The 25,094-nt window shown below is 78.5% G+C and carries 24 protein-coding genes; 11 read left to right on the top strand and 13 right to left on the bottom strand.

Features of this window, described 5'->3' with window-relative positions:
• The first annotated feature begins 48 nt into the window (after positions 1 to 48).
• Positions 49 to 3,735: a BTAD domain-containing putative transcriptional regulator gene (locus ACI79F_RS20230; RefSeq protein WP_456547168.1), complete on the top strand. Its 3,687-nt coding sequence runs from the start codon at positions 49 to 51 to the stop codon at positions 3,733 to 3,735.
• Here ACI79F_RS20230 and ACI79F_RS20225 read toward each other — a convergent pair.
• Both ACI79F_RS20225 and ACI79F_RS20220 read right to left on the bottom strand, forming a co-directional pair.
• Positions 3,732 to 4,886 carry an aminotransferase-like domain-containing protein gene (locus tag ACI79F_RS20225; protein ID WP_456547169.1) on the bottom strand — a complete coding sequence of 385 codons (1,155 nt, stop codon included), beginning with the start codon at positions 4,884 to 4,886 and terminating at the stop codon, positions 3,732 to 3,734. The two genes, ACI79F_RS20230 and ACI79F_RS20225, sit on opposite strands and share 4 nt — an antisense overlap.
• Positions 4,883 to 5,824 (bottom strand): EamA family transporter, encoded by a 942-nt coding sequence (locus ACI79F_RS20220; protein WP_456547170.1) that lies wholly within the window; start codon positions 5,822 to 5,824, stop codon positions 4,883 to 4,885. Before ACI79F_RS20220 ends, ACI79F_RS20225 begins: the two co-directional genes overlap by 4 nt.
• A gap of 73 nt (positions 5,825 to 5,897) precedes the next feature.
• Between ACI79F_RS20220 and ACI79F_RS20215 the strand changes: the two genes are divergently transcribed.
• Positions 5,898 to 6,842 carry a LysR family transcriptional regulator gene (locus ACI79F_RS20215; protein WP_456547171.1) on the top strand — a complete coding sequence of 315 codons (945 nt, stop codon included), beginning with the start codon at positions 5,898 to 5,900 and terminating at the stop codon, positions 6,840 to 6,842.
• Here the strand turns inward: ACI79F_RS20215 and sigJ are convergent.
• Positions 6,796 to 7,692, bottom strand: a complete 897-nt coding sequence (sigJ, locus tag ACI79F_RS20210) for an RNA polymerase sigma factor SigJ (protein ID WP_456547172.1) — start codon at positions 7,690 to 7,692, stop codon at positions 6,796 to 6,798. The genes ACI79F_RS20215 and sigJ overlap by 47 nt on opposite strands.
• The gene (locus ACI79F_RS20205; RefSeq protein WP_456547173.1) at positions 7,689 to 8,879 is read right to left on the bottom strand and encodes an NAD(P)/FAD-dependent oxidoreductase; all 1,191 of its coding nucleotides are present in this window, start codon (positions 8,877 to 8,879) and stop codon (positions 7,689 to 7,691) included. Before ACI79F_RS20205 ends, sigJ begins: the two co-directional genes overlap by 4 nt.
• A 122-nt stretch (positions 8,880 to 9,001) precedes the next feature.
• On the opposite strand from ACI79F_RS20205, the gene ACI79F_RS20200 reads away from it, so the two are divergent.
• From ACI79F_RS20200 to ACI79F_RS20190, 3 genes are read left to right on the top strand one after another with little or no spacing between them, the layout of a single operon-like run.
• Positions 9,002 to 9,418 carry an ArsR/SmtB family transcription factor gene (locus ACI79F_RS20200; RefSeq protein WP_456547174.1) on the top strand — a complete coding sequence of 139 codons (417 nt, stop codon included), beginning with the start codon at positions 9,002 to 9,004 and terminating at the stop codon, positions 9,416 to 9,418.
• Positions 9,415 to 10,032 (top strand): SRPBCC family protein, encoded by a 618-nt coding sequence (locus tag ACI79F_RS20195; protein WP_456547175.1) that lies wholly within the window; start codon positions 9,415 to 9,417, stop codon positions 10,030 to 10,032. Before ACI79F_RS20200 ends, ACI79F_RS20195 begins: the two co-directional genes overlap by 4 nt.
• 38 nt (positions 10,033 to 10,070) lie before the next feature.
• Positions 10,071 to 10,511 carry an NAD(P)H-dependent oxidoreductase gene (locus tag ACI79F_RS20190; RefSeq protein WP_456547176.1) on the top strand — a complete coding sequence of 147 codons (441 nt, stop codon included), beginning with the start codon at positions 10,071 to 10,073 and terminating at the stop codon, positions 10,509 to 10,511.
• A 49-nt stretch (positions 10,512 to 10,560) separates the two neighbouring features.
• Here ACI79F_RS20190 and ACI79F_RS20185 read toward each other — a convergent pair whose 3' ends face one another.
• Both ACI79F_RS20185 and ACI79F_RS20180 read right to left on the bottom strand, forming a co-directional pair.
• Positions 10,561 to 10,983, bottom strand: coding sequence for a nuclear transport factor 2 family protein (locus tag ACI79F_RS20185; RefSeq protein ID WP_456547177.1), 423 nt, complete (start codon positions 10,981 to 10,983; stop codon positions 10,561 to 10,563).
• Between the two features lie 92 nt (positions 10,984 to 11,075).
• Positions 11,076 to 11,897: a helix-turn-helix domain-containing protein gene (locus ACI79F_RS20180; protein ID WP_456547178.1), complete on the bottom strand. Its 822-nt coding sequence runs from the start codon at positions 11,895 to 11,897 to the stop codon at positions 11,076 to 11,078.
• 259 nt (positions 11,898 to 12,156) lie between these two features.
• Here ACI79F_RS20180 and ACI79F_RS20175 point away from each other — a divergent pair, with 259 nt between their 5' ends.
• Positions 12,157 to 12,594, top strand: a complete 438-nt coding sequence (locus ACI79F_RS20175) for a hypothetical protein (RefSeq protein ID WP_456547179.1) — start codon at positions 12,157 to 12,159, stop codon at positions 12,592 to 12,594.
• 251 nt (positions 12,595 to 12,845) lie between these two features.
• On the opposite strand, the gene ACI79F_RS20170 is transcribed toward ACI79F_RS20175, so the two are convergent.
• A complete protein-coding gene (locus tag ACI79F_RS20170) occupies positions 12,846 to 13,874 on the bottom strand; it encodes an LLM class flavin-dependent oxidoreductase (protein ID WP_456547180.1) in 1,029 nt (342 codons plus the stop codon).
• Positions 13,875 to 13,947: 73 nt separating this feature from the next.
• Between ACI79F_RS20170 and ACI79F_RS20165 the strand changes: the two genes are divergently transcribed.
• Positions 13,948 to 14,526 carry a dienelactone hydrolase family protein gene (locus tag ACI79F_RS20165; protein ID WP_456547181.1) on the top strand — a complete coding sequence of 193 codons (579 nt, stop codon included), beginning with the start codon at positions 13,948 to 13,950 and terminating at the stop codon, positions 14,524 to 14,526.
• Here the strand turns inward: ACI79F_RS20165 and ACI79F_RS20160 are convergent.
• A complete protein-coding gene (locus ACI79F_RS20160) occupies positions 14,523 to 15,320 on the bottom strand; it encodes an SDR family NAD(P)-dependent oxidoreductase (protein WP_456547182.1) in 798 nt (265 codons plus the stop codon). The two genes, ACI79F_RS20165 and ACI79F_RS20160, sit on opposite strands and share 4 nt — an antisense overlap.
• 40 nt (positions 15,321 to 15,360) lie before the next feature.
• Here ACI79F_RS20160 and ACI79F_RS20155 point away from each other — a divergent pair, with 40 nt between their 5' ends.
• On the top strand, positions 15,361 to 16,497 hold the full coding sequence (locus tag ACI79F_RS20155; protein ID WP_456547183.1) for a glycerate kinase: 1,137 nt from the start codon (positions 15,361 to 15,363) through the stop codon (positions 16,495 to 16,497).
• 11 nt (positions 16,498 to 16,508) lie between these two features.
• On the opposite strand, the gene ACI79F_RS20150 is transcribed toward ACI79F_RS20155, so the two are convergent.
• The 5 genes from ACI79F_RS20150 to ACI79F_RS20130 form a co-directional block, all read right to left on the bottom strand.
• Positions 16,509 to 17,798: a CoA transferase gene (locus ACI79F_RS20150; RefSeq protein ID WP_456547184.1), complete on the bottom strand. Its 1,290-nt coding sequence runs from the start codon at positions 17,796 to 17,798 to the stop codon at positions 16,509 to 16,511.
• Entirely contained in the window at positions 17,795 to 18,775 is a 981-nt protein-coding gene (locus ACI79F_RS20145; protein WP_456547185.1) for a GlxA family transcriptional regulator, read from the bottom strand. Before ACI79F_RS20145 ends, ACI79F_RS20150 begins: the two co-directional genes overlap by 4 nt.
• Positions 18,772 to 19,470, bottom strand: coding sequence for a maleylpyruvate isomerase family mycothiol-dependent enzyme (locus tag ACI79F_RS20140; RefSeq protein ID WP_456547186.1), 699 nt, complete (start codon positions 19,468 to 19,470; stop codon positions 18,772 to 18,774). Before ACI79F_RS20140 ends, ACI79F_RS20145 begins: the two co-directional genes overlap by 4 nt.
• 78 nt (positions 19,471 to 19,548) lie before the next feature.
• Positions 19,549 to 19,845 (bottom strand): hypothetical protein, encoded by a 297-nt coding sequence (locus tag ACI79F_RS20135; RefSeq protein ID WP_456547187.1) that lies wholly within the window; start codon positions 19,843 to 19,845, stop codon positions 19,549 to 19,551.
• A gap of 92 nt (positions 19,846 to 19,937) precedes the next feature.
• Positions 19,938 to 20,732 (bottom strand): class I SAM-dependent methyltransferase, encoded by a 795-nt coding sequence (locus tag ACI79F_RS20130; RefSeq protein ID WP_456547188.1) that lies wholly within the window; start codon positions 20,730 to 20,732, stop codon positions 19,938 to 19,940.
• A gap of 125 nt (positions 20,733 to 20,857) precedes the next feature.
• Between ACI79F_RS20130 and ACI79F_RS20125 the strand changes: the two genes are divergently transcribed.
• The 3 genes from ACI79F_RS20125 (at position 20,858) to ACI79F_RS20115 (ending at position 24,894) form a co-directional block, all read left to right on the top strand.
• On the top strand, positions 20,858 to 21,244 hold the full coding sequence (locus tag ACI79F_RS20125) for a DUF6394 family protein (protein ID WP_456547189.1): 387 nt from the start codon (positions 20,858 to 20,860) through the stop codon (positions 21,242 to 21,244).
• A gap of 11 nt (positions 21,245 to 21,255) precedes the next feature.
• Positions 21,256 to 23,070: a potassium channel family protein gene (locus ACI79F_RS20120; protein WP_456547190.1), complete on the top strand. Its 1,815-nt coding sequence runs from the start codon at positions 21,256 to 21,258 to the stop codon at positions 23,068 to 23,070.
• A 120-nt stretch (positions 23,071 to 23,190) separates the two neighbouring features.
• The gene (locus tag ACI79F_RS20115) at positions 23,191 to 24,894 is read left to right on the top strand and encodes a protein kinase domain-containing protein (protein ID WP_456547191.1); all 1,704 of its coding nucleotides are present in this window, start codon (positions 23,191 to 23,193) and stop codon (positions 24,892 to 24,894) included.
• Positions 24,895 to 25,094: the final 200 nt, after the last annotated feature.

Genomic DNA, 25,094 nt, shown 5'->3' with positions numbered 1-25,094 from the left:
GCGCGCAGGTGCTGTGCCGGACCCCGGCCAGCGCCTACGGTTCCGCGCGTGGATCCCGTCGTTCCGGAGCCCGGCGCGCTCGCGGTGCGCGTCCTCGGCGGGCTCACCGCCGAGCGGGACGGCGCCGACGTCGACCTGGGCGGCCCCCGCCAGCGCGGCGTCCTCGCCCTGCTCCTGCTGGCCCGCGGCGCGTCCGTGCCGGCCCAGCGGCTGGTCGACCTGCTGTGGGGCGACGCCGCCCCGCCCAGCGCGACCGCCGCGCTGCACTCCTACGTCTCGCACCTGCGCCGCGCCCTCGAGCCCGGCCGCGGCGCGCGGGAGCGGGGCGGGCTGCTGGTGCGCGACCGGGTCGGCTACGCCGTCCGGCTGTCGGACGACGCCGTGGACGCCTGGCGCTTCGAGCGGCTGGTCGGCGAGGGGGTCGCGGCGCCGGCGGAGCGCGCGGCCGCGCTGCTGACCGAGGCGCTGGCGCTGTACCGCGGCGAGGCCTACGCCGAGTGGGCCGGCCAGCAGTGGGCCGACGCCGAGAGCGCGCGGCTGGCCGAGCTCCGGGCGGTCGCCACCGAGCGGCTGCTCGCCGCCCGGCTGCAGACCGAGGACGCCGCCGTGCTGGTGCCGCGGCTGGAGGCGCTGGCCGCCGAGGAGCCGCTGCGCGAGGAGCGCTGGCGGCTGCTCGCGCTCGCGCTGTACCGGACGTCGCGGCAGAGCGACGCGCTCGCCGCGCTGCGCCGGGCCCGCACCGTGCTGGCCCGCGAGCTGGGCGTCGACCCCAGCCGCGCCCTGCGCGACCTGGAGGCGCAGATCCTGGCGCACGACCCGGCGCTGGCCGGCCCCGCGGCGCGCCCGCCGGCGGCCCCGGCCGCCGCGCCCGCCCCGGCAGCCGTCTCCGCAGCTCCGCCCGCACCGGCACCCGCGCCGGCGCCCGGCCGCGCGGCCGCCGGGCCCGGCCGCCCCGCCGGGGAGGACATCGTCGACCGCGACGCCGAGCTGCGCCGGCTGCAGTCCTGCGTCACCGACGCCCTGGCCGGCCAGGGGCTCGTGGCGCTGATCGAGGGGCCGGCCGGGATCGGCAAGAGCCGGCTGCTGACCGAGGCGCGGCGGATGGGGGCCGCCGGCGGGGCCCCGGTGCTGGCCGCCCGCGGCAGCGCGCTCGAGCGCGAGTTCGGCTACGGCGCGGTGCGGCAGCTGTTCGAGCCGCTGCTGGTGGACCCGGCCCGCCGCGCCCGGCTGCTCGGCGGCCCGGCCGCCGCGGCCGCCTCGGTGTTCGACGCCCCGGCCGACGCCGGGCCGGCCGTCGCCGAGCAGCGCGCCGACGCCTCCTTCGCCGTCCTGCACGCGCTGTACTGGCTGGTGGTCGACCTGACCGCCGAGGGGCCGGTGGTGCTCGCCGTCGACGACCTGCAGTGGTGCGACTCGGCGTCCCTGCGCTTCCTGGCCTACCTGGTGCGCCGGCTCGAGGGGCTGCCGGTGCTGCTGGCGGCCACGCTGCGCACCGGCGAGCCGCCCGCCGACCCCACGCTGGTCGACGAGATCGCGCACGACCCGGCGACCGTCGCCGTCCAGCCGGGTCCGCTCAGCCGGGAGGGCGTGGAGGACCTGGTCCGGCGGCGGCTCGGCGACGACGCCGCGCCGGACTTCGTGGCCGCCTGCGCCCGCACCACCGGCGGCAACCCGCTGCTGCTGCGGCAGCTGCTGCGGGCGCTGGAGGCCGACGGCGTCCGCCCCGACCGCGCGTCGGCGGACACGGTCACCGCGATCGGCTCCCGCGCGGTGTCCAGCATCGTGCTCATGCGGCTGGGCCGGATGGACGAGGCGGCCGGCGCGGTCGCCCGCGCGGTCGCCGTGCTCGGCGACGGCGCGGCGATCCCCGTGGTGGCCAGCCTGGCCGGGCTGGCCGAGGACGCCGCGGCCCGCGCCGTCGACCGGCTGGCCGAGGGGGAGATCCTCCGCGACGACCTGCCGCTGGGCTTCGTCCACCCGCTGGTCCGCGACGCGGTCTACCGCAGCCTGCCCCCGGGGCAGCGGGAGCTGGCGCACGCCCGCGCCGCCCGCGTGCTCGCCGACAGCGGGGCCAGCGCCGAGCAGGTTGCCGCCCACCTGCTGCAGGTGCCGGCCCGCGGCGAGGAGTGGGCGGTGGAGGCGCTGCACCGGGCCGCCGCGATCGCCGCCGACCGCGGCGCCCCGGAGAGCGCCGTCCCCTACCTGGTGCGCGTGCTGGACGAGCTGGCCACCGCCGACGACCGGGCGCAGACCCTGCTGCAGCTGGGGCTGCTGGAGACGCTGACCGACGGCCTGGCCGCGATCACCCACCTGCGGCAGGCGCACGCGCTGGCGCAGGACGTGGCGGTGCGCGCCCAGATCGCCGTCGTCCTGGCGCACACGCTGATCTTCGCCGGTCCGCGCGGCGAGGCGACCGCGTTCGCCACCGCGGCCGCCGCCGACCTGCCCGAGGAGCTGGTCGACGTCCGGCAGGCGCTGCGCGCGCTGGCCCGCGTCGGCGGCTACATGCACGGCGTGGACCCGGCCGTGTGGGGCGCCGAGCCGGCCGGCGAGCCGGTCGGCACCGGTCCCGGCGCCCGGATGCTCGCCGTCGCGACGGCGTGGGAGCTGGTCGTCGGCAACCGGGACCTGCCCCGCTGCGTGGAGCTGGCCCACTTCGGCCTGGCCGACGGCGTGCTGCAGGCCGCCGACCCCGGGCTGTTCTGGGTGATCGCGCCGTTCATCCTCGACATGGCCGACGAGGACATGGAGCCGTTCTGGGACGCCGCGCTCACCGACGCGCACGAGCGCGGGTCGCTGTTCGCGGCGCTGGCCACGCACCTGTGGCGCGGGCACGCGCAGTGGTGGCGCGGCGACCTCCCCGAGGCCGAGCAGTCGCTGCGCACCGCCAACGAGCAGAGCGCCCGGTGGGCGGCCCCGGCGGTGGGGATCAGCTACGGCGAGGCGTTCCTCGTGTGGGTGCTGCTCGACCGCGGCGACACCGCCGCCGCCCGGGCCTTCCTGGAGTCGGTCCGGTGGCGCAACCGCATCGGCGACGGCTCCCGGCTCAACCTCGAGGCCGAGGTGGGCGTGCTGCTCGCCGAGCGGCGGCCCGAGCAGGCCCTGGCCCTGCTGGACGCCCACCACCTCGAGGTGTCGGCCGTGGCCAACCCGGTGTGGGCCCCGTGGCGGTCGCTGCGGGCGCAGGCGCTCACCGCGCTCGGCCGCCGCGAGGAGGCGGTGGCGCTGATGACCGAGGAGGCGGCGCTGGCCCGCGCGTGGGGCGCCCGCCGCTGGGTCGGGCGCACCCTGTGGCTGCTCGGCGAGGCCCGCGGCGAGGCCGGCGCGGCCGACCTGCGCGAGGCGGTGCGGGTGCTGTCGGGCACCCAGTCCCGGCTCGACCTCGCCCGGGCCCAGGCCGCGCTGGCCCGGCTGGTGCCCGCCGAGGAGGCCGCGCCGCTGCTGCGGTCGGCGCTGGAACTGGCCGAGGACTGCGGCGCCGAGGGCGTGCGCGCGCAGGTGGCCGCGACGCTGACCGCGGCCGGCCTCGCCGTCCCGCCGCCGCGGCCGGCGACCCGGCGGCTGACCGCCACCGAGCGCCGGGTCGCGGCGATGGCCGCCGAGGGGGCCGACGCCCGGCAGATCGCCGCCTCCCTCTTCCTCACCCCGCGCACGGTGGAGGTGACGCTGGCCGGCGTCCGGGCCGCGCTGGGCGCGGCCACGGACGCCGACCTGCGGGTGGCGCTGTCGGGCTAGCCGCGGGCGGCGGCCACCGCCTCGGCCAGTCGGTGCACGCCCTCGTCGATGACGTCAGCGGTCACGCCGGAGTAGGCCAGCCGGAAGGCGTTCTGCCCGCCCTCGAGCAGGAAGTCGGTGCCGGGGACGATCGTCACGCCGCGGGCGGTGGCCTCGCGCACGATCGCCGCGACGTCGTGGCCCTCGTCCTCGGGCAGGCTCACCCACAGGAAGTAGCCGCCCTCGGGACGGCGGAAGGTCGCCTGCGGCAGGTGCCGGCGCAGCGCCTCGTCCAGGACGCCGACCCGCTCGGCCAGCGCGGTCTTCACCCGCTCCAGCGCCGCGGGGAACCGGTCGCCGGTGACGTACTGGTACACGGTGCCCTGGGCGACCATGTTCGGCGCGATGTAGGTGTTGGTCGCCCGGACCCGGATCCGGTCGATCACGCCGGGCGGCCCGACCAGGTAGCCCACCCGGATGCCGGGGCAGACCGTCTTGGAGAACGAGCACGCGTACACGACGTTCGAGCTGTCCGGGCCGCCGTCGAGCTCGAGCATCCGCGGCAGCGGCTCGCCGGTGAACCGGACGTCGACGTAGGGGTCGTCCTCGAACAGCAGGAACTCGTACTCGCGGGCCAGCGACAGCAGCCGCTCGCGCTTGGCCAGCGACAGCGTGTACCCGGCCGGGTTCTGGAAGTTGGGGATGACGTGCGCCAGCGCCGGGCGCAGCCCGCCGGCCAGCAGCGACTCGACCTCGTCGACGTCGATGCCGTCCTCCTGCAGCGTCACCAGGTGCACCTCGCCGCCGCGCTCGCGCAGGCCGAGCAGCGTCCGGTCGTAGGTGGGCCGCTCGGTGATGACCGAGGTGCCGCTGCTGACGTACTCGTCGAACAGGAACGCGTCGGCCTGCATCGAGCCGTTGGTGACCAGGACGTGGTCCTCCGGGACGCCGTGCTTCTCGGCGATCCAGCGGCGCAGCGGCACGTAGCCGATCGCCGTGCCGTAGCCGGTGACCCCCGCCGGGTCGTTCTCGAAGGCGGCCACTGCCGCCTGCTTGAGGCCGTCGACGTCGACGATGTCGGTCGAGGGGGCGCCCCGGGCGAAGGAGATCGCCGGGGGCGGCGTGGGGCGCTGCGTCTGGCCGGTGTCGGAGTCGGTCGGCGAGTGCGTCACGTCCTCGATCCTGCCGTGTGCACCCGGGCGGCGTCGCCCGGGTTCCCGGGGACCGGGACGGCGGGCCGCGGCGGACGGGAGCCGAGCAGCACGCCGGCGACCACCACGGCGCCGCAGGCCAGCTCGACGGGCGGGGTCGCCTCGCCGAACAGCAGCCACGCCGAGGAGGTGCCGACCACCGGCACCAGCATCGAGAACGGCGCCACCACGCCGGAGGGGTGCCGGCTCATCAGCGCCGTCCAGATGCCGGAGCCGCCGAGGGTGGCGACGGCGACGGTGAACGCCAGGCCGGCCAGCGCGAGCAGGCCCTCGCGGCTGCCCAGCCCGGTGAGCGAGCCGCCGATCCGGGCCGGCCCCTCCACCATCAGCGAGGCGGCGAGCATCGGCAGCGGCGGGACGACGGTCATCCACAGCGTCAGGCGGAACGGCTGCGCGGCGCGGGCCTGCCGGTTGCACAGGTTGCCCAGCGCCCAGCCCAGCCCGCCGCACAGCGTCAGCACCACCGGCAGCAGGGTGGCGCCGCCGTCCAGCCCGGCCCGGTGCACGGCGATCCCGCCCAGCCCGGCCACCGCCACCGCGGTGCCGGCCAGCTGCCGGGCGGTCAGCCGCTCGTGCAGCAGCAGCCCGGCCAGCGCGACGGTGAACGGCGCCGACGACTGCAGCACCAGCGAGGCCAGGCCGGTGGGCATGCCGGCGTCCATCGCGGCGTAGAGGAAGACGAACTGCAGGACGCCGAAGCCCAACCCGTAGCCGAGCAGCCAGCGCAGCGGCACGTCCGGCCGCGGCACCAGCAGCAGGGTGGGGACGGCGATCAGCGCGAACCGCAGCGCCACGAGGAAGAACGGCGGGAAGTGCTCGAGCGAGAGGTGGATCGCCGGGAAGTTCAGCCCCCAGACGACCGCGACGAGGAGGGCGAGGAGGCGGTCACGGGTCGGCACGCGGCCGAGCCTGCGCCGCGGTGACCGTGCAGCACCAGCGAACAGTTCTTACGGATCGTTGTAGCGTCACTGCATGGACGCGCGGGCGCTGGAGACGCTGCGGGCGGTGCGCAGCCAGGGCGGGGTCGGCGCCGCCGCCGCGGTGCTGCACCTCACGCCCTCGGCGGTGTCCCAGCAGCTGGCGGCCCTGACCCGCGAGGCCGGCGTGCCGCTCACCGAGCGGGTCGGCCGCGGCCTGCGGCTGACCGCGGCGGGGGAGGCGCTGGCCGACGCCGCGGTCGACGTGGCGGTGGCGCTGGAGCGCGCCCGCGCCGCCTGCGCGGTCTTCCTCGACCGCCCCGAGGGCGCGGTGCGGGTGTCGGCCTTCCAGAGCGGCGCCCAGCTGCTGCTGCCCGGGCTGCTCACCCGCGTCCGGGCCCTGGGCGGGATCGACCTGGAGTGCTCGGACGAGGACGTCGCCCAGGACGAGTTCCCCGGCCTGACCGACCGGGTGGACGTCGTCGTGGCACACCGGCCCGACGGCGGGGCGGGCTGGCCGAGCGCCGGGTCGCGGCTGCGCGTCGTCCCGCTGCTGCGCGAGCCGCTGGACGTCGCCGTCCCCGCCGGGCACCCGCTGGCCGGGCGGGACGCGGTGCGGCCGGGCGACCTGGTCGACGAGGAGTGGATCGCCGTCCGGGCCGGCTTCCCCGTCGCGACGGTGCTGGACGCCGTGGCCGCCGCGGCCGGGGCCCCGCCGCGGATCGCCCACCGGATCAACGACTTCTCCGTCGTCGAGGCGCTGGTCGCGGCCGGGCACGGCGTCTCGCTGCTACCCCGGCACACCGGCGGCAGCCACCCCGGCGTGCGGCTGCTGCCGCTGGCCGGGGTGCGGGCCGGGCGGCTCGTGGAGGCGCTGCTGCGCCCCGACGCGGCCGAGCGGCTCGTCGTCCGCCGGGTGCTGGACGAGCTGGTCGCCGAGGCGGCCGGGGTCGTCAGTTCGGCAGCTTCGCCGGGTCGACCTGCAGGTACAGGCGGGTGACCAGACCGTCGCGGACGGCCAGGTCGATGGTGCCGACCACGACGCCGCCCACCCTGATGACGACCCCGCTGCGGCCGTTCACCGGCTCCACCGTCGCCTCGGGCTCGACGGCCAGGTGCCGGCGCTGGGTCTCCATCACCCCGAGCAGGTAGCGGGCCACGGTCTCCGCGCCGACCACCGGCCGGCGGGCCACCCGGATCTGCGTGCCGCCGTCGGCGACGGAGGTGACCTCGGGGTCCAGCAGGGCGACCAGGCGGGCCAGGTCGCCGCCGCGGCACGCGTCGAGGAACGCCCGGACCACCCGGTCGCGCTCCGCGCCGGCCACGTCGTACCGCCGCTCGTCCCGCACGTGCCGCCGGGCCGAGGCCGCCAGCTGCCGGCAGGCCGCCGGGGTGCGCCCGACGGCCTCGGCGATCTCGCCGAACGGCACCCCGAAGACGTCGTGCAGCAGGAAGCTGACCCGCTCGGCGGGGCTGAGCCGCTCGAGGGCGACGAGGAACGCGAAGGACACCGAGTCGTCGAGCGTCACCGCGTCGGCGGGGTCCACGGGGCCGCCGGGCGCCAGCGGATCGGACAGCCGCGGCTCGGGCAGCCAGGCGCCGGCAGCCTCCTCGCGGCGGGCGCGGGCCGAGCGCAGGGTGTCCAGGCAGACGCGGCTGACGACGGTGGTCAGCCAGGCCAGCGGCTCGCGGATGCCCGCGCGCTCCTCCTCGGGCAGCCGGTGCCAGCGCAGCAGCGCCTCGGCGACGGCGTCCTCGGCGTCGTGCGTGCTGCCCAGCATCCGGTAGGCGATCGCCTGCAGCCGCTCCCGGCCGGCCGCGGGAACGCCGCCCGCCCCGCCCGCGGTCACGCCCCGGCCCCCCGACGCGGGCCGCCCGGCCACCGGTAGGCGCCGGGGCGGGTCGCCTCGGCGGCCGGAGCGGTGACGACCATCCGGCAGATCTGCTCCTTGACCGTCGCCGCGGCGCGGCCGCCGAGGTGCAGAGCGCGCGGGCTGTCGTCGGCGCGCACGACCTGCACGTAGCCGCGCCGGCGGCCCAGGCTCAGGCACTGCACCAGGTAGCCGGCCGACAGCGGGCGCGGCTCCTCGCCGCGCAGGGCGGCCAGCACGGTGGCGGCCGCGGTGCCGCCCAGCGGCAGGGCCATCGCGCAGCCCATCCGCAGGTGCGCCCCGGCCGGGCCGGCGACGGCGACGGCGTCCCCGGCGCCCACGATCCGCGGGTCGGCGGGGCTGCGCAGGGTCGCGTCGACCAGCAGCCGGCCGGTGTCGTCGACGGGCAGCCCGCTGTCGCGTGCCAGGCCGGGGACGTCGAAGGAGGCCGCGAGCAGGCACACGTCGAAGGCCTCCACCCGGCCGTCGGCGAGCACCGCCTTGCCCTCCTCCAGGGCGGCGACGGCGGTCCGCTCGGCCACCTCCACGCCGAGCCGGCGCAGGGCGCGCAGCAGCGACCGGCGGGCCGCCGGCCGCATGGTCGGCACCAGCGGGCCGGCGGCCAGCAGGCGCACGTGCGCGTCGGGGTGCCGCTCGGCGACCTCGGCCGCGGCCTCGACGCCGGTGAACCCGCCGCCGACAACGGTGATCCGCACGCCGGAGCCGACCGCGCGGATCGCCGTGGCGGCGGCCGCCGCGCCGTCGAGGTCGCCGAGCAGGTACGCGTGCTCGCGGGCGCCGGGAACCGGCGCGGCGGCGGTGCTGCCGACGGCGTAGACGAGCCGGTCGAACGGCAGCGCCCGGATCCCGTCGGCGGTGGCGACCCGCACGGTGCCCGCACCCGGGTCGACCCGCTCGGCGTACCCGACGACCAGCTCGGCGTCCGGGTGCAGGAGGCCGGCCAGTGGGCGGCTCACCGACTCGCGGGAGCCGGCCGCGAGCTCGTGCAGCCGCACGCGCTCCACGAAGTCGGGCCGCGCGTTGACGACGGTGACCTCCACCGCCGGGCGCTCCGCCGGGGAGAGCGACCCCAGGAGCCGGTTGGTGGCGATCAGGCCGGCGTAGCCGGCGCCCACGACGACGACGCGGGTGGCAGCGGTGCTCATGGTGGTCCTCCTGGTTCCGGGGTCTCACCTCCCTGACGGGGCAGGCGGCCGAGATGTGAGGCCGGCGGGTGGCGATCCTGCACGGGCCCGGACCGGGTGCCCAAGGCAGGGGTTAATATAGGTTGACGCTTATATCCGTCTCTGCTTATATACAAGCCGTGCACGCGTTCGACGTCCTCGGTGACCCGGTCCGGCGCCGGGTGCTCGAGCTGCTCGCCGCGGGCGAGCAGAGCGCGGGCGCGGTCACGGCGGTCGTCCGGGAGGAGTTCGGCATCTCCCAGCCGGCCGTCTCGCAGCACCTGCGGGTGCTGCGGGAGAACGGCTTCGCGACCGTGCGCGCCGAGGGTGCGCGCCGGCTGTACGCGGTCGACCCCACCCGCCTGCGCGAGGTCGACCAGTGGCTGGACCGCTTCCGGCGGTTCTGGGAGCAGCGCCTCGACGCGCTGGGCACCGAGCTGGCCCGCGGCGCGCGGAGCCGGCGCGCCGCCACCACCCCGCCGTCCGGGTCCCCGGCGGCCGATCCCGAGGAGGACACGTGAAGGACCTGATCGACGAGCTCGGCGCCGCGACCCGCGCGGTGGAGCGGCGGCCCGGGGACGACGGTGAGCTGGTGTCCGTCGTCGTCCGGCGGAGCTATCCGTTCCCGGCCGACGACGTGTGGGACGCGGTGACCGACCCCGGGCGGCTGGCGCGCTGGTTCGGCCCGGTCAGCGGCGACCTGCGGCCCGGGGGCTCCTTCTCGGTGGAGGGCAACGCCGGCGGCGACGTGCTGGCCTGCGAGCCGCCACGGCTGCTGCGGGTGAGCTGGGGCGCGCCGGAGAGCGTGGTGACCGTCCGGCTGTCGGCGACGGGGGAGTCGACGACGCTCGAGCTCGAGCACACGGTGCCCGTCGCCTTCGCCGGCAGCGGCGCCGGCGCGCTGTTCGTCGGGCCCGGGTGGGACGTGTCGATCGTCGGCCTCGGCCTGCACCTGGCCGGCGCCGAGGTGGGCGACCCGGGGGCGTGGGAGTCGACGCCGGAGGTGCGGGCGCTGTCCGCCGCGACCGTCGAGGAGTGGGAGCGGGTCGTGACCGCCAGCGGGACCGCCACCGCCGAGGAGGTCGCCGGGGCGGTGGCCGCGGCGCGCGCCCAGTTCGCGCCCGACCCCGTCTGACCGGCGTCGGCCCCTCGGCGGCGGGGCAGGATGGCCGCGTGCCGCGCCTCCTCGTCGTCCACCACACCCCGTCGCCGGCGCTGCAGGCGGTGCTGGAGGCCGTCCGCGAGGGCGCCGCGATGGTGGAGGAGGCCGAGCTGGAGGTGCGGCCGGCGCTGTCGGCGGGCGCGGCAGACCTGCTCGCCGCCGACGGCGTCCTGCTCGGCACGCCGGCCAACATCGGGTACATGTCCGGGGCGCTCAAGCACTTCTTCGACACCGTCTACTACCCCTGCCTGGACGCCACCGTGGGCCTGCCGTTCGGGGTGTACGTGCACGGCAACGACGACACCGCCGGGGCGCTGAGCAGCATCGCGAAGGTGACCGGGGCGCTGCGGTGGAAGCAGGTCGCCGCGCCGCTCAGCCTCACCGGCGCCCCCGGGCCGGCCGACCTCGAGGCGGTCCGGGAGCTCGCGGCGACGGTCGCGGTCAGCCTCTGAGCGCGGCGGCCCGGGCGGCGCTCACCCGGCCGCGCTCACCGGGCCGCGCTCACCGGGCCGCGCCTGCCGGCGCCGGCGCCGCGAGCGCCCGCAGCATCGCCGGGGTGTCGAGGTAGGCCTCGAACCGCGTCACCCGGCCGCCGGCGAGGGTGAACACGTGCACCTCGGGGACGTCGAAGGGCGCCCCGGTGGCCCGCACCGTGCCGCGGGTGCGGCCGACCTGGACGACGTGCCCGGCGCCGTCGGCGAACAGCCGCTCGGTCTCCGGGTGCGAGTCCAGGTGGGTGACCAGCGTGGTCAGGAAGTGCCCCAGCCCGGCGTGCCCGGTGTGGGCGCCGCCCCAGGGCAGCCCCGGCGACTGGACGACCGTCCCGTCCTCGGCGAACAGCGCCATGATCCGCGGCACGTCGCCGCGGCCGAAGGCGTCGTAGACCTCGCGCACCAGCGTCAGGTCCTGCTCGGTGGTCTCCATCGGGATCCTCCTCGATCGGTGGTGCACCCAGGCTGGCCGGGGCCACCCCGCCGGGTCGTGGACGTTCCTGCTGCGCGCGTGGACGTCCCTGCTCAGCGCCCCCGGGCCGCCGCGCGGACCGCGGCCGGCGTCGCGCCCAGCGCCCGGCGCACGTGCCGGGTGAGGTGGCCGGCGTCGGCGAAGCCGCAGCGCGCGGCGACGGCGGCGATCGGCACGTCGGTGCCGACGAGCAGCTCCCGCGCGCGGGCCACCCGGCGGCCGAGCACGTACCGGTGCGGGCTGCTGCCGGTGGCGGCGCGGAACTGCCGGCTGAAGTGGAACTCGCTGACGTGCGCGAGGGCGGCCAGCCCGGCGACGGTCAGCGGCTGGGCGAGGTGGTCCTCGACGTGCCGGGTCACCCGCGCCAGCTGGGCCCGGGACAGCCCGCGCGGCTCGGCGGCCGGCGGCGGGACGGCGGTGTGGTCCCGCGCGAGCGCGGCGACCAGCGCGGTGGCGAGCGCGTCGAGGGCGAGCCGGCCGAGGTCGCTGCGGTCGGCCAGGCCGGTGTGCAGCAGCCCGGCCAGCGGGGAGACGGCGGGGGAGCGGGCGCCCACCACGGGCAGCAGCTCCAGGCGCCGGCCGGCGGGGACCTCGTCGAGCAGCGCCGGCGCCACCGTGACGACCAGGGAGGTGACCGGCTGCGGGACCCCGTCGAGGCTGCGGACGGCGAACGGCAGGCCGGCCGGGACGACGGCGACGTCCCCGGGCAGGCCGGGCGTGGCGGTCTCGGCGTCGCCGAGGGTCTCCAGCAGCCGGTAGGGCCGCCCGACGTTGACGTAGACGCGGTGCTCGACCGCCGGCGGGACGACGCTCTCGGCCAGCGGCCCGCCGACCGGCAGCAGGGCCAGCCCGGGGCGCAGCTCGAGCGGTTCCACGGCACCTCCCGTCCGTCGGCCGGGATGATCCGCCCTGCGGGCCGGGGACGTCGACGGGTCCGCGCGCGGCGGGAACGAGCCGAGCCCCGCTCACCGGCCCTTCCCCCGAAGGCCCGTGAGCGGGGCTCGTTCCCCCGTGCTCTCGCCGCCGGTCCCCCGTGGCCCGGCGACAGGGAGGACTCTGCCGACCGCGCCGCAGGGTCTCCGCAAGGCGACCGCGAGGTCCCCGCGAGGAACGCGCCGGTGGTTCGCTGGCCGCGTGCCCGACGATCTCGAGGGCTGGGACACCCCGCGCATGCGGGTGCTCCTGGCCCGCGCTCTGCTGGTCTCGGTGGTCTCCGCCGCCAGCACGCCCGCGGAGTGGCTGGTGCCGGTCCTCCGCACGGCCGCGGGGAGGCGCGGCGTCCACCTCGGCCCGACCACCGCGGCGCTGCTCGCCGTCGCGCTGGCGGTCGAGCAGGTCGAGGGACCCGAGCGGCCGGGCCGGCGGGCGCGGTCCGCGGCCGCCTCGGATGCGCTGGTCCTCGGACCGGCGGCCGTGCTGCCCGTCTGCGCCGCGGCGGTCCCGTCCCTCGTCGTCCTGCCCCGCCGTTCGCCGCTGTGGGGCTGGGCCGTGGCCGCCGCGGGCAGGTTCGCCGTCGCCACGGTCATCGCGTGGGACGACGAGCGGCGCAAGCGGCGCGAGGCCGCGGGCTGAGCGGTTCCGAACCGCCCGCAGCGTGGCCGGGGCGGGCCGGCCGGAGGCGTGGGCCCGCGGCGGGACGGCAGGGGGAGCGGCCCGCCCGCGAGGGGGAGCGCGGGCGGGCCGCGGACGGCGTGCGGGCCCACGGGCGCGCCGTCCCGGCGCGCGGTGCCGCCCCCCGAGGTGGCGGGCGCCGCGCGACCAGTCGGTCTTCGGCGCCGGCGCCCCCGGCGGTTCACCCGGGGCGGCGCCCCCCCGGGCGGCGCTCAGCCCGCCGGGCGCCAGCCCAGTGCCGGGCCGAGGCGGCCGGCGACGTCGGTGAGGATCTGCTCGTAGTCCGCGTCGGCGAAGCTGAACGGCAGGGCGAACACGACCTCGTCGACCTCCCGGAACCCGGCGTGCGCGTACAGCTGCTCGGCGATCGCCTCGGCCGGCCCGATGAGGTCGCGGGCGAACAGCATCCGCCCCGGCCCCTGCGGCGCCGTCGTCCGCGGGGTCCGCGCCGCGACGTACGCCTCGTACCGGGCGCGCTGGTCGGCCGTCGCGCCGTCGGTGGGGATGACGACCAGGCCCTGCGAGGCCCGGCCGGCCGGGTGCGCGGCCCGGAAGGCCCGCAGGTGCGCGGCCTGCAGCCCGGCGAAGTCGGTGGGGTCCACCCCGTCGACGTCCCCCGACCGCACCACCGAGCTGGTCAGCAGGTTCATCCGGTTCTCCCCGGCCCACACCGCCGAGCGCAGCCCCGCGCCGCCGTACCACATCCGCGCCCGCAGCCCCGGCGAGTGCGGCTGCACCCGGTCGGAGAACTCCTCGACCACGCCCTCGCGGCCGGAGAAGGTGCCGGCCGGTTCCCCGGCGACGAACCGCAGCAGGCGCCGCACCCGCTCGTAGGAGAAGTCCTCGGCGTCGGCGGTGTCGGGGTAGAGGGACGCCCGGACGTCGTCCCAGTGCATCGGCGGGCCGACGCTCACGCCGGGGTTCAGCCGCCCGCCGGAGAGGACGTCGACGGTCGCCCAGTCCTCGGCCAGCCGCAGCGGGTTCTCCCAGCCCAGCGGGGTGACCGCGGTGCCCAGCGCGATCCGCCGGGTGCGCTGGGTGGCCGCCGCCAGCACCGCGACCGGCGAGGAGATGCCGTACTGCAGGTGCCGGTGGCGGAACCAGGCGCTGTCGAAGCCGAGGCGCTCGCCCAGCTCGACCACCCGCAGCGTCGTCTCGTGCCCCGGCCCGGGGTCGGCCGGGTCGAACGACCCGATGGTCAGGAAGCCCAGCTCCCGCAGCGGTGTCCCCGGCTCCGGCATCCCAGCTCCTCGATCGACTGGGTGGGGATCCAACCGGACGGGCATGCTGGTCCGGGCAGAGAGGGGTCCTCCCGTGGCCGAGGTCGTCGTCTTCCACTCCGTGCACGGGCTCACGCCCGGGGTGCGCGCGTTCGCCGGCACGCTGGGGGACGCCGGGCACACCGTGCACGCCCCCGACCTGTTCGACGGCCGGGTCTTCGCCGACCTCGCGAGCGGGTCGGCGCACGCGCGGGAGATCGGGTTCGACACCGTCGTCGCGCGGGGACGGCGGGCCGTCGACGGGCTGCCCGGCGGCTGCGTCTACGCCGGCTTCTCCCTCGGCGTGCTCCCCGCGCAGGCGCTGGCGCAGACCCGGCCGGGCGCCCGCGGCGCGCTGCTGTACTCCGGCTGCGTGCCGGCCACCGCCTTCGCCGACCGCTGGCCGGCCGACGTGCCCGTCCAGGTGCACGGCATGGCCGGCGACGAGGTCTTCGCCGGCGAGGGCGACCTCGACGCCGCCCGCACCCTGGTCTCCTGCGCCGCGGACGGCGAGCTGTACCTCTACGCCGGCACGGCGCACCTGTTCGCCGACCCCGGCCTGCCGGGCTACGACCCGGACGCCGCCCGGATGCTCACCGCGCGCACCCTGGGCTTCCTGGAGCGGGTCGGCTAGTAGTGGATGACGCCGCGGCTGCCCCCGCCGACGGCGATCGACTCCCCGGTGACGCCGGCGCTGCGGGGCGAGGCGAGGAAGACCACGAGGTCGGCCACCTCGGCGGCCGTGACGAGCCGGCCGATGCTCGTGCCCGCGGCCAGCCGCCGGGCCGCCTCGTCCTCGCCCACGCCGTCGCGCGCGGCCCGGTCTGCGACCACGGCGGCGGTGCGCTCGGTGACCGTCGTCCCCGGGTGCACGCAGGTCACGGTGATCCCGGCCGGGCCCAGCTCGTCGGCGAGGTTGGCCGTCATCGCGGCGACGGCGACGTTGCGCACCGACCCGACCAGCGAGCCGGTGCGCCGCGCGTTCAGGCCGCTGACGTTGACGATCCGGCCGTACCCGGCGGCGGCCATGTGCGGCGCCACCGCCCGCGCGCAGCGCAGGTAGCCCAGCACCTTGGTCTCCAGCTCGGTGCGGACGGCGTCGTCGGTCAGCTCGCCCAGCGGCGGCGTGGGGCCGGCGGAGGCGGGCCGCGCCGCGCAGTTGACCAGGACGTCGACCCCGCCCCACTCGGTGACGACCCGGTCCACCATCGCCCGGACGGCGGCGTCGTCGGTGGTGTCGGCCGACAGCGGCAGCACCGGCCTGCCGGAGCGGGCCACCCGGTCGGCGGCCGCGGCCAGCCCGGCGGCGTCCCGCGCGACCAGCGCCACCGATGCGCCCTCGGCGGCCAGCGCCTCGGCGACCGCCAGCCCGATGCCGCGGCTCGCGCCGGTCACGATCGCCCGCCGTCCGCCCAGTCCCAGGTCCACGCGGACATCCTGCCGGGTCGGCCGGGTGCAGGCTGGGGCCATGGCAGCTCGCCCGCGGGTCCTCGTCGCCCCCGACTCGTTCAAGGGGTCGCTGACGGCCGCGGAGGCGGCCGCCGCCCTGGCCCGCGGGTTGCGCCGGGGGGCGCCGGACGCGGACGTCGTCGAGCACCCGGTGGCCGACGGCGGCGAGGGCACCGTCGACCTGGTGCTGCGGCACGGGTTCGCGCCGGTGCCGGCCCGCGTCGCCGGGCCGCTCGGCTCGCCGGTGGAGGCCGCGTTCGCCGTCCGCGGCGACACGGCCGTGGTGGAGGCGGCCGCGGCGGCCGGGCTCGGCCGGCTGCCCGGCCCGCCCGACGACGCCACCGCCCGCACCGCGACCACGGCCGGCGTCGGGCAGCTGCTGGCCGCCGCGCTGGACGCCGGGGCGCGGCGGGTCGTGCTCGGTGTCGGCGGCAGCGCCACCACCGACGGCGGCGCGGGCGCGGTCGCCGCCCTCGGCGCGCGGCTGCGGACGGGGGGCGGGACGCCGGTCGGCCCGGGCGGCGCGGGCCTGCTGGACCTCGACCGGCTGGAGCCCGGCGGCCTCGACCCGCGGCTGGGCGACGCCGAGCTGCTGGTGGCCTGCGACGTCGACAACCCGCTCACCGGGCCGGCCGGGGCCGCGGCCGTGTACGGCCCGCAGAAGGGCGCCGGGCCGGACACGGTCGCCCTGCTCGAGCGGGCGCTGACCCGCTGCGCGGACGTCGCCGCCGCCGCCACCGGCCGCGACCTGCGCGACCTGCCGGGCGCCGGCGCGGCCGGCGGGCTGGCCTTCGGCGCGGCGGCGCTGCTCGGCGCGCGGATCGTGCCCGGCATCGGCTTCCTGCTGGAGCTCACCGGCTTCCCCGCGGCGGTCCGCGGCGCCGACCTCGTGGTGGTGGGGGAGGGCCGGCTGGACGCGCAGAGCCTGCGCGGCAAGGGCCCGCTCGGGGTGGCCGCGGCCGCCGGCGCCGCCGGTGCGGCGGTGGTCGCCGTGGCCGGGCGCTGCGACCTGACCGAGGCGCAGGCCCGCGACGCCGGGCTGGCCGGGGTGTACCGGCTCGCCGACCTGGAGCCCGACCCGGCGCGCAGCATGCGGCGCGCCGCGGAGCTGCTCGAGGACGTCGGCGAGCGGATCGCGACCGACCGGCTCCGGTGAGGCCGAGGGGTTCAGCGCCAGGCCGGCGCGGACGCCACCGCCCCGTGCGCCCAGGGCGGGCTGCCGGGCGGGGCGACCACGGTGACCGCGCCGCCGTCCGCGGGGAGCTCGACCAGGTGGGGCGCCGGGTCGGGATCGGCGTCCCCGGCCCGGTCCGGGACGCGGCCGGCGGCGAGCAGCCGCGCCGCCGTGCGCGCCAGCGCCAGCTCGGCCGACCACGTGCCGCCCCCGGCGCGCCGGCGGGCGAGCGCGCGCAGCGCCGCCGCGGCCGCCAGGTGCCCGGTGGCGTGGTCGAGCACCTGCGCCGGCAGCGCCCCCGGCGCGCCGTCCCGGCCGCAGACCGCGGCGATCCCGGTCGCCGCCTGCACCAGCGAGTCGAAGCCGCGGCGCCGTCCCCACGGGCCGGTCGTGCCCCAGGCCGACAGCCGCACGACGACCAGGTGCGGGTGCCGGACCGCCAGCTCGGCGGGGTCGAGGCCGAGGGCCTCGAGCGCGCCGGGCCGGTACCCGAGCAGCAGGACGTCGGCGCCGGCCAGCAGCTCCTCCGCGGTCGCGCGCCCGCTGCGCGCGGCCAGGTCGAGCACCGCGGTGCGCTGGCCGGAGCCGGTGTCGGCGAGGGTCCCGGGGTCCTCGGGCAGCCGCGGGCTCTCCAGCCGCAGCACGTCGGCGCCGTGCGCGGCCAGCGTCCGGGCGGCCACCGGCCCGGCGATCACCCGGGTCAGGGCGAGCACCCGGGGCCCGCCGGGCGGCACGTCGCGGGGCGGGGCGTCGCCGGCCCGCCCGACGGTGAGCAGCGGCAGGTCCGCCACCGCCCGGCCCGGTGCCGAGGCGCGCCAGGCCTGCTCGGTGCGGACGGCGGCCGCCGCGCCGCCGGCCGCCACCACCGCCTCCTCCAGCTCGGCCCCGGTCATCGCGGCCGCGGCGGCGTCCGGGTCGCGCTCGCCCAGCACCGCCAGGACCGCCGCGCGGTGGTGCGGGTAGTTGGCGTGCAGCCGCGCCCAGCCGTCGGCGGTGCGCCAGAACCGGGACATCGGGGCGAACCCCGGCCCGACCGGCCGCCCGCCGCGGGTGACGAACCGCTCGCTGCGGACGGCGAGCCCGACGTGCCGGGCGTCCAGCTCCAGGGGGGCGGCCGCGCCGGTGCACTCCCGGGCGGCCAGCAGCTGGGCCGCCACGGAGGCGAGCGCCAGCTCCCCGGCCGCCAGCGGCCCGGCCAGCCCGGTGCTCCCGCGCACGGTCACCGGCGCGGGCAGTGCCCCGCCGCCCAGCGCCGTCCACACCTCGTCGAGGAGCGGGATCACGCCGACTCCCGGACCGCCGCCGGGCCGGCGAAGGTGCGCCGGTAGGCCAGCGGCGTCGTCCCGAGCTTGCCGAAGTGGTGGCGCAGCACCGCGCCGGTTCCCCAGCCCACCTCCGCGGCGACGGCGTCGACCGGCAGGGTCGTGCTCTCCAGCAGCTCGCGGGCGCGCTGCAGCCGCATCCGCGTGACCCAGGCGGCCGGCGTCGTCCCGCAGGTCTCGGCGAAGCGGCGGGCCAGCGTGCGGGGCGACACCAGCGCCCTGCGCGCCAGCCGCTCCACCGACAGGTCCTCGTCCAGGTGGGCCAGCGCCCACTCCTGCAGCGCGGCGACGTCGTCGTCGGCGGCGCGGGGGAGCGGGGTGGCCACGTACTGGGCCTGACCGCCGTCGCGGTGCGGCGGCACGACCATCCGGCGGGCGATCCGGGCGGCGACCGTGGCGCCGTGCGCCTGGCGGACCAGGTGCAGGCAGGCGTCGATCCCGGCCGCGGTGCCGGCGCTGGTGACGACGGCGCCGTCGTCGACGTAGAGCACGTCGGGGTCGACCCGGGCGGTCGGGTAGCGCTCGGCGAGCTCGGCGGTGTTCATCCAGTGGGTGGTGCACGGCCGCCCGTCCAGCAGCCCGGCCTCGGCGAGCACGAAGGCCGCGCTGCAGATGGACAGCACGCGGGCGCCGCGGGCGACGGTCTCGCGCAGCAGCCGCACGACGCCCTCGGGGGCGGTCTGCCCGAGCGGCCGCGCGGGGACGGCGACCAGGTCGGCCTCCGCCGCGCGGTCCAGCCCGTCGGCGACGTCCAGCGCGAAGCCCATCGAGGTGGGCACCCGGCCGGGCTCGTCGGCGACGACGGCGAAGTCGAACGCCGGGACCCCGTCGGCGGTGCGGTCGATGCCGAAGACCTCGCAGACGACGCTGAGCTCGAACGGCGAGACGCCGGGCAGCGCGACGGCCACCACCGAGCGCAGCGGGTACCGGCCGCTCACGGCACCAGCGGCTGGGCCAGGACGGCGGCCGCCGCGGCGCGGTCGCCGGTCACGGTGAGCCGGTCGTCGTCGAGGTCCGCCCGCCGCCACAGCAGCAGCGCCAGGGCCTCCTCCGGCCCGGCCACCTCGGCCGCGGGGTCCGGCCCGAGGGTCCAGCTGCCGGAGGGGGCGGTGAGCCGCAGCCCGTGGGCGAGCGGGGCCATCCGGCCCAGCCGCTCCTGGCGGGGCTGCATGGTGTCGACCACCTCGGCGACGCAGTCGGCGGCGACGGCGGGGTCGACCTGCGCCCCGACGCCCAGCGCGGCGGCCAGGTCGAGGCGGTGGACGAGCGTCTCGTGCGCCTGCCGCCGCGTCCACCAGGCGACCGTGCCGGGGCCGGTGAGGGTCACGCACGGGCGGCCGGGGTCGTCGAGGGCGGCGCGCAGCTCCGCGGCGGCGGCCGGGTGGTCGCCGGGCCCGGTCGACCGCCACAGCGGCCGCATGTCGGGCAGCTCCTCCGCCGGGGCGGTGCGGGCGGCGAGCGCGGCCCACCGGTGCACGGTCGCCAGGTGCCGCACCAGGACGGCGGCGGTCCAGTCGCCGCAGGTCGGCACCGGCAGGTCGGCGGGGGCGCGGGCGGCGAGCGCGGCGAAGGCGTCCTGCTCGCCGGTCAGCGCGGCGAGGTGGTCCAGGGCGGGCAGGCGTGCGGTGTCCACGGCCGCCAGCCTGCCGCCCGTGCCCGCCCGCGGACCAGTGGCCGAGGTGCCAGCACCCGTCGAATTCCTGCCAGCGGATCAGCGCTGGTCGCCGCCGTGCGCGTTCACCCAGACGACCCAGGCCTCGCACTCCCGCTGCCACCGCTCCTCCTGGAGGTCGGTGACCTCGGAGGTGTCGATGCCGAGGAAGGAGGCGTTGTCGGCGACGATCTCGCAGTCCGTGGGCGCGAGCTCGTCCGGCTCGACGTCGCGGAGCACCTGCACGTACCGGTTGTCGGGGCTGACCCGCGGGCCGCTGAGCTCGTCGAAGCCGCCGCACGCGGCCAGCGTGCCGGCCGCGGCGAGGAGGGACAGGGACGTGATGATCTTCCTCATGCCCGAGTGGTCGGCCCGCGGCGCCGGGCTCTCCATCCCCCGCGGGGGTGATTCCGGGACCGGGTCGTCCGGAACCCCGGCCGGCCGAGGGGTCAGGCGTGCGTCGCGGTCACCACGTGCGCGGTGACCTCACCCCGCACCGGTCCCTCGCCCACCTCGGCGGCCATGTGCGCGGCGACGGCGCGGACCATGTCGGCCAGCTCGCCGTGGCCCGCCAGCGCCGCGCGCAGCGGGGTGCCGCGGACGAACCCCTCCGCCAGCTCGGCGACCGACGCGGTCTCGCCGACCAGCCGCACCGTCTCCAGCCGGGCGTCGAGGCCCCCGGCCGCGAGGTCGCGGGCGATCCGCTCCGGGTCGGCGTAGCCGTGCGGCACGCGCGCGACGAAGTCCGGCGGGTCGTCGGGCACGACCGCGGCCACGGCCCGGTGCAGCGCCGCCGGGAGGGTGGACCGCGCGACGTCGTCCCAGATCGTGAACAGCGCCGTGCCCCCGGCCGCCAGCGCGCGGGCCGCCTCGGCGTAGGCGGCCGGCCGGTCGGGGAAGAACATCGCGCCGAAGGAGCAGACGACCAGGTCGGCGGCCGCGTCGGCCACCGGCAGCGCGAGGGCGTCGGCGACGGCCCACCGCGCCCGGGGGACGCCGGCCGCGCCCCGGGCCGCCATGGCGGGGTTCAGGTCGGTGGCCAGCACGTACGCCCGGGGCAGCGCCGCGCACACCTGGCGGGTGACGATCCCGGTGCCGGCGGCGACCTCCAGGACGCGGGCCGGCCCGAGCCGGGCCGCGCGGCCGGCCAGCTCGCGGGCGAACGGGGCGAAGAGGGCGGGCCCGAGCAGCCGGTCGTAGGTCGCGGGCATGTCCTCGACCCACACGGCGTCGGCGGAGGTCATGCCCCCACAGGGTGGCCCGGTGCGCGCCGCGGCGGAAGGACCGTGGGCCCGGCGTCGACCGGCGGGGCCGCGGTCGCGGCGTTACGGTCGGCGTCGGTCCAGGTCAGGCCCCCGGGAGTCGCCGCATGAACCTCGAGAAGGTGGTCTTCGGCTTCTTCGTGCTGCTCGCCGCGACCCTGAACTTCGGGTTCTTCATCGGCGACATCGACGACCCGGCCGTGCACAACCGGTGGGAGCTCTACGCCGCGGTGGTGGTCAACCTCGTGGCCACGGTGCTCAAGTTCGGCGACCGCACGCAGATCGGCGCCGTCCACCTCGCCACCAGCCTGGTCGCCGACCTGCAGCTCATCGCCGCCACGGTCGTCTACGTCTACGCCGAGCACGTCAGCACCGAGGGGCTGACCGCCGAGGCGACCTCCAGCGTGGTCTCCCTCTCCGGCGGCGCCCTGCTGGCCAACGTGGTCTCCCTCGTGCTGCTCATCGTCGAGACCGTCTCGTTCCAGCGGCGCTGAGGCGGTCCGTCGTGGGCGGGGTGCTGCGGGCCTTCTGGGGGTTGCTGACCGGGGCGCCGTCGGGGTCGGGGACGCCCCCGCACCGGCGGATGCGCCGCCGGCACCCCGCCGTCGCCCGCGCCCAGGAGTCCGGCGCGGTCTTCGTCGTGCTGCGCCGCCTGCGGGCGCCGCTGATCACGCTGATCCTCGTCTTCACCGTCAGCGTGGTCGGGCTGAGCCTCGTCCCCGGCCAGGACGCCGAGGGCGACCCGGCCCGGATGAGCGTCTTCGACGCCTTCTACTTCATGAGCTACACGGCGACGACGATCGGCTTCGGCGAGCTGCCCAACGAGTTCACCTACGCCCAGCGGCTGTGGGTCACCGGCTCGATCTACCTGACCGTGGTCGGCTGGGCCTACGCCATCGGCGCCGTCCTCACCCTGCTGCAGGACCGGGCCTTCCGCCGGGCGCTGACCACCGGGCACGTGACCCGCAAGGTGGCCCGGCTGCGCGAGCCGTTCCTGCTGGTGGCCGGCTACGGGCAGACCGGCGAGCAGCTGGGCGAGGCCTTCGACGCGCTGGGCCGCCGGTTCACCGTCGTGGACCGCGACGAGAGCCGGATCGACGTGCTGGAGCTCAACACCTCGCACGCCGACGTCCCCGGCCTGGTCGGCGACGCCCGCGACCTGCACGCGCTGGTCGTCGCGGGCCTGGACCACCCGTGGTGCGAGGGCGTGGTCGCGCTGACCAACGACGACCAGGCCAACCTCGCCGTCGTGATGAGCACCGCGCTGCTGCGCCCGGAGCTGCCGGTCGTGGCCCGGACGACCTCCGGGGTGGTGGCCGAGCGGATGCGGGCGTTCGGGTCGCCGACGGTGATCAACCCGTTCGACCGGTTCGGCGACCGGCTGCGGCTGGCGCTGCGCGCGCCGGCGTCCTTCCAGCTGACCACCTGGCTGGAGAGCGGGCCGGGCGCCGAGCTGCCCGAGCGCCGGGAGGCCCCCGCGCCCGGGCGGTGGGTGGTCGCCGGCTACGGCAGCTTCGGCCGGCACTTCGCCCGCGACCTGCGCGCCGAGGGCCTGGAGGTCGTCACGATCGACCCCACCCCGACCGACGGGGAGGACCCCACCGTGGTGGGCGACGCCTCCGACCCCGACGTGCTGCGCGACTCCCGGTTGGTGGGCGCGGTCGGCTTCGTCGCCGGCACCGACGACGACATCACCAACATGTCGCTGGTGGCCGAGGCCCGCCGGATCGCCCCGGACGTGTTCGTCGCCGCCCGGCAGAACTCGCCGGCCAGCGACCCGCTGTTCGCCGCGCTCGAGGTCGACGCCCTGCTGGTGCCCACCGCCGTCGTGGCGCACGAGGCGTACGCGCAGCTGTCGACGCCGCTGCTCTGGCGCTTCCTGCGCGGGCTGCTCGAGCGCGACGACGCCTGGGCGGCGGGGGTGACCGAGCGGCTGCTGCAGGACTGCGGCCGGCACCTGGACCCGCTGTGGAAGGTGCGGCTGGACGAGGCGGAGGCGCCGTCGCTGGGCGGCTGGCTGGCCGGCGGGCGGCTCACCCTGGGCGACCTGCTGCGCAACCCCGTCGACCGCGACCGGCGGCTGGCCGCGGTGCCGCTGGTGCTCAAGCAGGGCGCGCAGCACCTGCTCGCGCCGGAGGACGACGTGGTGCTCGGGCCCGGCGACGAGCTGCTGTTCGCCGGCCGCCCCGCCGTCCGCCGGGCGTTGGAGGCCACGCTGCTCGACGACGCCGTCCCGGAGTACCTGGTCACCGGGCGGCGGGTGGCCTCGGGCTGGCTGTGGCGCAAGCTCAGCCGCCGGGTGCCCGAGCCCTCGCGCTGAGTGACGGTCCGCACCGATCCGGCTCCCGATCGGCCGATCGGGGTGTGACGGCCGCTGGGGCGGGAACCCTCAGGAGGGCGCGGGAGCAGGCCCGCGGTGGGGGAACGAGGGTGATTCGGAGTGACGACCGTCGAGCAGGGACGACGGCTCCTGGGGGGCCGGTACGAGCTCCAGGAGCGCATCGCCGCAGGCGGCATGGGCGAGGTCTGGCGCGGTCGGGACGTCGTGCTGCAGCGCGACGTCGCGGTCAAGGTGCTGCGCAGCGAGTACGCCGACGACCCCACGTTCGTCGAGCGCTTCCGGGCCGAGGCCCGGCACGCGGCGGCGCTGAACCACCCGAACATCGCCGCCGTCCTGGACTACGGCGAGGCCTGCCCGGAGGAGGCCGGCGAGCACCTGGCCTTCCTCGTCATGGAGCTGGTCGAGGGCGCGCCGCTGTCGGCCCGGCTCGCCGCGGAGGGGCCGATGGACCCCGAGGACGCGCTGTCGGTGCTGCAGCAGGCGGCCGCCGGCCTGGCCGAGGCGCACCGCCGCGGGGTGGTGCACCGCGACGTCAAGCCGTCCAACATCCTCGTCCGTCCCGACGGCGCGGTGAAGCTCACCGACTTCGGCATCGCCCGCTCGGCCGACAGCGTGCCGCTCACCGGCACCGGCCAGGTGGTCGGCACCGCGCAGTACATGTCCCCCGAGCAGGCGCAGGGGGAGCCGGCCACCCCGGCGAGCGACGTCTACGCCCTCGGGCTGGTCGGCTACGAGACGCTGACGGGGCACGCGGCGTTCGAGGGCACCAACCCGGTGACGGTCGCGCTCAAGCACGTCGTCGCCGACCCCGAGCCGCTCCCCGCCGAGCTGCCGGAGGAGGTCCGCGACCTGATCGGGTCGGCGCTGGCCAAGGACCCCGGGGAGCGCATCCCCGACGGCGCCGCGTTCCTCTCCGCCGTGCGGGAGACGGTGGGGCCCGGGACGGCCTCCTCGCCCGGGCTCGCGATCCCCGGCGCTGCCCGGGCGTCGGACACCCGGCCCGCCCGGCTGCCCCGCCCGGCCGGGGCGTCCCGCTCGCCGGTCTCCGGGCGGCCCGCCCGGCGCCGGCGCACGCTGCTCCTGCTGCTGCCGCTCGTGGTGCTGCTCGTGGGCGCCGGCGCGCTCGCCCTGGCGCTGGCCGGCCCGGCCGCCGGGCCCGGCGCCGATGCCGCCGAGCGGCCCTCGGCCGCCGCGGACCGCGGCGTCGTGCTCACCGCCGAGCAGTACGTGGGCCGGCCGTTCGACGAGGTGGCCGGCGAGCTGACCGGTCTCGGCCTGACCGTCGTCCGCGTCGAGCAGGTGACCGGCGACCACCCGCCCGGCACGGTGACCGCGCTCGACCCGGCCGGCACCCGGCTCGACGCCGGCGACGAGGTGCGGGTGACCGCTGCCGTCGCCCCGCCCGAGGAGGCGCTGCCCGAGGCCCCGCAGGCCCCGGCCGGGACCGGCGGCGGCGCCTCGGCGCCCGTCGATCCCGATCCGTCGTCCGGCCCGGCCGAGGAGCCGGCGGACGAGGCGCCGGCCCCGCCCGCCGACCAGGCGCCGGACCCGGTGACGTCCGCCGAGCCCACGGCGCCCGCCGAGACCGCGACCAGCCCGGCGCCGGACACGACCGCGCCGCCGGCCCCGTCGGAGCCGAGCGGGGGGACGACCCAGCCGCCGGCGACCGGCGGGGAGACCGGCGGCGAGACACCCGGCGGTCCGACCGGCGGCGGGACGGCGGAGCCGCCGGCTCCCGAGCCCGTCCCGTCGGAGACCGCGGGCACCGCTCCGGCCCCCGCGGGCACGACGGCCGCCGGCTGACGCGGGGGAGGAGCCCGATGGACGCGCGGACCGCCGCGGTCGACACCCCGGGGGTCGACCCGGCCCGAGCCCCCGCCGGCGCCGGCGGGGTGCGGGCTGTCGTGGTCGGCCTCCGCCCACACGGCCCGGATGGCGGCCCCGGGATGCCGGCACGTGGGGTCGCGGGTGGGGCTGTAGGCGACCTGGGCGGGGGTGGGGCG

Source organism: Blastococcus sp. SYSU D00868 (genome assembly GCF_054050575.1).
Note: the sequence above shows the minus strand (reverse complement) of the source record. Positions and strands in the feature narration are given on the sequence as shown.